Raw genomic sequence first — 1,827 nt, forward strand, 5'->3', positions numbered from 1 at the left:
CAGTGCGAGCAGGAAGCTCGTGGCGTACGCCGTGCCCTGCTGGAAGTCCTGGTACTTCTCCTCCACGCTCAGCGTGGCGGTCTGGGTCTGCCCGGCGATGTTGCCGGAGATGATCTTGACGGCGCCGAACTCGCCGAGCGAGCGGGCCAGGCTCAGCACGACGCCGTAGACCAGGGCCCACTTGACCGACGGCAGCGTGATGCGGCGGAACGTCTGCCACGGTCCGGCGCCGAGGCTGCGGGCCGCCTGCTCCTGCTCCGTGCCGATCTCGTGCAGCACCGGCACGAGCTCGCGGATGACGAGCGGCAGGCTGACGAACGCCGTCGCCAGGATGATGCCGATCGGGGCGAACGCGATCTGGAGCCCCGCGTCCTGCAGGGTCGGCCCGAGCAGTCCGTTGGTGCCGCCGTACGCCAGCAGCAGTGCGAGACCCACGACGACCGGCGACACCGACAGCGGCAGGTCGATCAGCGCCGACAGGACACCGCGACCCGGGAAGTCGTACCTGACGAGCAGCAGCGAGATGCCGACGCCGAAGATCGTGTTGATGACGACGGCCCACACCGCGACGTACACCGTGAGCTGCAGCGCGAACACGACGTCGGGGTCGGTCAGCGCGGCCTGCAGGTTGTCCAGCCCGCCGGCGAACGTGTGCTGGACGACGAGGGACACGGGCCAGACGACGAGCAGGAACAGGTACGCGATGACCAGCCCACGGCGTACGTACGTCCCCCGGGTCCGCGGGGGCGCCATCCGGCTAGCCACGCCGTGACCCATCGACGAAGCACGATGTGTGCTGGCGTGCCGACACGACGTGAACGGTGTCCTGAGAAATCGAAGTCCTAGCCATGACGCGCCCCAGCCCTAGCCACGCCGCGCCACCGCGTTCGTCAGGACCTGCAGGAGGATGATCGCGACGAGCGCGACAGCGAGCAGGAGCACTGCGACGGACGCCGCAGCCGCATCGTTGCCGTTCTCGATGTAGGTCAGGATGCGCACCGAGGCGACCTCGGTCTTGTTCGGCAGGTTGCCGGACAGCAGGACCAGCGAGCCGTACTCGCTGATGCCGCGGGCGAACGACAGGGCCGCGCCGGCGGTGATCGCGGGGGCGAGTGCCGGCAGCAGGATGCGGCGCATCGTCGTGAATCGGCTGGCGCCGAGTGATGCCGCCGCCTCCTCGACCTCGGGATCGAGCTCGAGCAGCACCGGTTCGACGGTGCGTACGACGAACGGAAGCGTCACGAACAGCAGGGCCAGGAACACCGACCGTTCGGTGTTGGCGACGTTGATGCCGAGCGGGCTGTCCGGGCCGTACAGGCTCAGCAGCACCAGGCCCGCGACGATCGTCGGCAGGGCGAACGGGATGTCGATGATGACCTCGAGGAGGCGCTTGCCGCGGAAGTCGTCGCGCACGAGGACCCACGCGATGAGGGTGCCGAACACGACGTTGACCAGGGTCACGATCAGCGCCTGGGTCACGGTCAGGCGCAGAGCGGCGGCGGTCTGGGAGTTGGTCAGTGTGTCCCGGAACGTCTGCCAGCCGCCGTCGACCGACTGGATCACGACCAGCGCGAGGGGGATCAGGACGAGCAGGCTGAACCACGTCAGCGCGACCCCCAGGCCGAGGCCTGAGGTCCGCGTGAGCGATGTGGCGCTCCGGGTGCGGCGCTTGCGCACCGCACCCGGAGCAAGCGGGATCTCGGTGGTCACGATTGGCCGGACTCCGCGATGATCCTGGTGATGACGCCGCTCTTCTCGTCGAAGAACTTCGTGTTGACCGCCTCCCAGCCGCCGAAGGTCTCGTCGATCGTGAACAGCTCGTCGATC

2 protein-coding genes are annotated in these 1,827 nt (G+C 68.5%); both read right to left on the reverse strand.

Translation table 11 applies throughout. The features are described from left to right. Positions 1 to 753 (reverse strand): sulfate ABC transporter permease (locus V6M46_RS09725; protein WP_332664276.1); only part of this gene is annotated, 753 nt, incomplete at its 3' end. Between the two features lie 111 nt (positions 754 to 864). Then, positions 865 to 1,710 carry a sulfate ABC transporter permease subunit CysT gene (gene cysT, locus V6M46_RS09730; RefSeq protein WP_332664279.1) on the reverse strand — a complete coding sequence of 282 codons (846 nt, stop codon included), beginning with the start codon at positions 1,708 to 1,710 and terminating at the stop codon, positions 865 to 867. Between the last annotated feature and the right edge of the window lie 117 nt (positions 1,711 to 1,827).

The organism is Aeromicrobium sp. (assembly GCF_036676885.1).
Lineage (GTDB): Bacteria > Actinomycetota > Actinomycetes > Propionibacteriales > Nocardioidaceae > Aeromicrobium.